Here is a 3900-nt window from a genome sequence, read left to right as displayed (position 1 = left end):
CTGTCATCGGCATGGTTGGCCTCCAGAGAGTTTTCTAGCGACCTCACTCTGCCACGGTGTAGGCCGCTACTCACCCCTGATGGGATCTCAAGGCGGAGACGACAGGCAGTGCCCTAGACGAACGTGGACATTTTGCGCACATGCCTGCAATGCGCTCAGCGACGCATCCGCCACACTACGCCGCCTCCCATACCTGATTAAGGATCCGCGCCGCCAATGCTGCTTTGTCCTGCGGCAGAAAGCGCCCGTAGTGCTGCTGCACGACGTCAGGCGTGTCCTGGATGGCATAACTTGCCTGCTCATAGGATCCTGTCTGCTTTAGGATGTGTGTGGCGAGCACGTCTCGGACATTGTGGGGGCCATGCGGTAGCAGACCCTTAATCGCGCCGCGGCCGGTATACGGATTGTAAATGCCGTAGCGCTGAATCGCCAACCGCCAAGCCTCGTAAAATGTTGTCTGGTTATATGCCGCATCGATGCTGGTCGTTTTGACGGTTTTGACGAAAAGCGTGCCCGGATCGGGCGCGCGCGCCAGCAGCACCCTCCGATGCCGCTCGATATAGGCATTGAGATAGTTGTAGAGATCAAGAAGATCCGGCAGCACCAGACGAAACGGCTTCTGCCCAAAAAAAGATGAACCCGAGTTCTTGAACGCGTTGGACGGGATGAAGACCTCCCACCCACGCTCCCGTTCGTTCCAACGTAGTTCGCCGCGCTTCATGTCTTCGAGCCGGCGTTCTGCCGTCGGGAATTGTCCGCGCGGGCAGACCAGCAATTGCCGAAGGTTTTTCTGCCTGAGGCCGAGATGTAAGCCAAGCCTTAGCATCAGGAACGAACGGACGGCCTCAGCGGCTGCTCTCGGGAAGCGGTGCTCATCGGGCATTCGCTTCAAGATCTCCTCCGTGATCTTGCGATATTCAGCGAGCGGGCTATCTGCCTCCAGCACGCACATGATAGGCTCGAACGGATCGCGGTGGACCCGCATCACCCGCTGGATTTCTTTTGATCGATTGGCTGCATGGCGATGGAAGTCCTCGCATGCACCGTGCCAATCTCGACGAGCAGCCTCAATCTCGTCTGTCGTAATCAGTCCGTCGATCGGCTTCACGTTGCGCAACAGTTCGGGATGTTGGCGGATCCAGCCGACTTCAGCGCGGGTGAGGGCCATGGCCACCATCAGCATGTCTTCCTCCCATTTGGTGAAGAAGCCGCGACGGCGCTCCCGCCATTGCAAATACCAGTCCCACACGCCAGGGAAGATCAGGAGACCGAAGGTGAGTTGGCTGAATGGCACGCCTCGACCTTTGACAACCCCGTTCGGGGATGCCGCAAGTGCCCCAAACATCAGGCCGAGATGTTCGATCTTCTGGCTGGCTGTCTCCTCATTCCAGACGCCATTCCTGCGGTAGCCTATCTCGGTCAGTGTCGACGTCTTGAAGCGGATGAGGTCTGCCATTTCCATCGCAAGCCGAGGGGGTGCATCGACGACACCGGAGAGCAGATCTGGATCCTCGAGCGCCTCGGTCGAAGGCCCTTTTTCGTCCTCATCTCGCAGCCAGCTAGAAGCCGCCAGTCGAGGCGTGAGTGCACTCCCGCCATATGTGACTCCAGGGAACCGGATCGCGTAGCGCTGCTTCGTCGCTGCCGCCTGGAAACGTCTGTAATCCGTCGACCCCGAGATGATGACGCGCCGGACCCATTCCAGGATCTCTTCGCGCTTTGAAAAAGGCAGGCTGCCGAAGTCGTCGGGAAGATGCCAGGCAAGCCGGCGCCGCTCCGCCGGGCTGATGTCTTCCAGATCGTGGCCATATAGCGATCTGGACTGGTGTGGCAGTTTCGCTTTGAAGTAGCCTCGCTCCAAGCCATATCTGCGCTCGATCCGGCAAAGGATATCAAAGCTGGCCACCGAGCGAGGCACACGCTGGCCCTCAATCCACGACAGCAAGGTCTTCGCATCAAAGGTTTCGTCTATGCGAATGACCGCCCGGTGCAGTTGCCAGTAAGTCTCGCCAAAGCGGCGCATTTGATACGCGAGTGCATCGGCGAATGAACTCGGGTCTTCGTTCGCCTCGAACAATGGTTCTGGTTTGTCAGAAACTGGTCTCGGCTTAGGGCCGGGGCGGCCAGGTGAGGGCGAGCTCTCCACCTCTTCGACTTCGTGATGCTGGCTTGTCGGGGAGGGGGCAAACTTTCCCGTGGCACCGGATATCGGCGCAGCTTGCAGTCTTCTGCCTTTCGGAGCGTCGTCTTCCACAGGCGGCTCCTTCAGCCAGCGCATGATCGCATCCAGCGCTGGTCGCAGTTGTTTCTTCAACGTTGTCGTCAGCGCTTCATCGATCCCACAATCGTGCGCTATCTGCCGCCAGTCATAGCGGTTGTTTGCGAGAGTGGGTGTCTTTCGAAATGTGATCAACGCCAGAAGATAGGGGCGGAGGTTGTCCACCACCCAATCCGGTGCGACGGGGACAATGCGGACATCGCAGTAGGTCGAGATCTTTTTCTGGAAATGGCGTCTGGAAAGGTCTTCGTTTGGCATGTGTCATTCCATATTTTCTCGGGGCCTCAGACCGAGGGCGTGCGGAATTAGGGGCAGACGGTTAAGAATCCGTAAAGCTGATAAGGACGACTCGATGACCCAAGGAAGTCGTCGGACGTTCTCGTCAATTTTTCAAGGATTGCGCCAGCTCACTTCAATCCGGTTATGTTCCGGCGAAGCACCCCTGAAAACTTCTCCAGTCCGCCTTGATGAAGCGCGTCGATGAACGCCTCAACGGATGGGATTGTCTTGCGCAGATTATGCTTTGCACTCCTGACACTGGAGATTAGTGCATCAGGATACGCCGCATGGAGATCGGTAAGGAAATCATCTGGCGACTTGCTGGTCACACCATGGGCGAGAAGGTTTCTCGCGGGAAAGTCCTTCAGGTTCCAGGTGACGATAACGGAGGCCTTCGCTGAAATGGCGGCTGCCAGAACATGCCGATCGTCGGGATCCGGTAACGTGAGCTCGTGCATCAACGGGCGATAGTCCGCCACGACTGCCTCTGGGAGGACGGCGTTCATCCGGTCGCGCGTGGCTTCAAGACGGTCGATGGACAAACCTGGTGTGTTAGCGGCGAGATTGCGCATCCACTCATCATGTATATCGTCGGTCCAGCGTGCCTCGACGAGACCGTCGAAGGCGCACTGAATCAGAATGTTGCGCAGGTGGAAGGGGTAGAGGACGCAGGCATCGTAGACCGCGACGAGCGGATTAGAGGCCATAGGTCTCGATCAGGTCCTCTGTGTCCTCGGCTAGCGCTTCCATCGCCGTCTGTCGTTTGTCGAGCTTTGATTTCAACGCGAGCACATCCTTAAGGAGGGCGCGGCGGTGTTTGCCGACGTAGCGGAAGGGCAGATCGCCCCGGTCCATGCGCAAGACGACGAGCGGGCGAGAGATGCCGAGAATGGCTGAAATTTCGCTCGGGCTCAGTTCTTGGTCCTCGGCCAGCACGGCAACGCGCTCTCCGCGCAGCATGTGCGCCAGAAGGGCTTCAACAGCCGCGGCGGCCGAGGGCGGGATCGGGAGCGTCCGCTCCTTGCCACCTGCATCACGAACGTGGAGTTCCAGCCTGTCGCCGGCAACCAGCTTTGGTAAGGGCGTTGCTATTTTTCGGTCGCGATCTGACAGTCTGGCGAAATGAACAATCTGGCTGGCCATGAGATATCTCCTTAGCCGTCAATATAGCGAACAAGGCCTCTAACTGCAATAACTGAAAGTGCCGGTTGGTTGCAATGGTGGTAATGGGGGGCGGTTCTTCGGAACGCTGGTTCGATTCCCGTCACATCAGGTTTTTTGTCAATGGTTCATCTTGGTGGCATCACGAGCCTCCTTCGTTCGCGGATCCACGGTCTGAGCCC

General features: G+C 58.1%; 3 protein-coding genes. All 3 read right to left on the bottom strand.

Features of this window, described 5'->3' with window-relative positions:
- Positions 1 to 175: 175 nt before the first annotated feature.
- Positions 176 to 2536, bottom strand: a complete 2361-nt coding sequence (locus EDE09_RS28410) for a hypothetical protein (protein ID WP_165924285.1) — start codon at positions 2534 to 2536, stop codon at positions 176 to 178.
- A gap of 149 nt (positions 2537 to 2685) precedes the next feature.
- Positions 2686 to 3264: a PIN domain-containing protein gene (locus EDE09_RS27855; RefSeq protein ID WP_132413604.1), complete on the bottom strand. Its 579-nt coding sequence runs from the start codon at positions 3262 to 3264 to the stop codon at positions 2686 to 2688.
- Entirely contained in the window at positions 3254 to 3700 is a 447-nt protein-coding gene (locus tag EDE09_RS27850; protein ID WP_016555300.1) for an excisionase, read from the bottom strand. The genes EDE09_RS27855 and EDE09_RS27850 overlap by 11 nt, the downstream gene beginning before the upstream one ends.
- Between the last annotated feature and the right edge of the window lie 200 nt (positions 3701 to 3900).

This window comes from Neorhizobium sp. S3-V5DH, assembly GCF_004343065.1.
Lineage (GTDB): Bacteria > Pseudomonadota > Alphaproteobacteria > Rhizobiales > Rhizobiaceae > Neorhizobium > Neorhizobium huautlense.
This window is presented reverse-complemented; position numbering and strand designations above follow the sequence as displayed.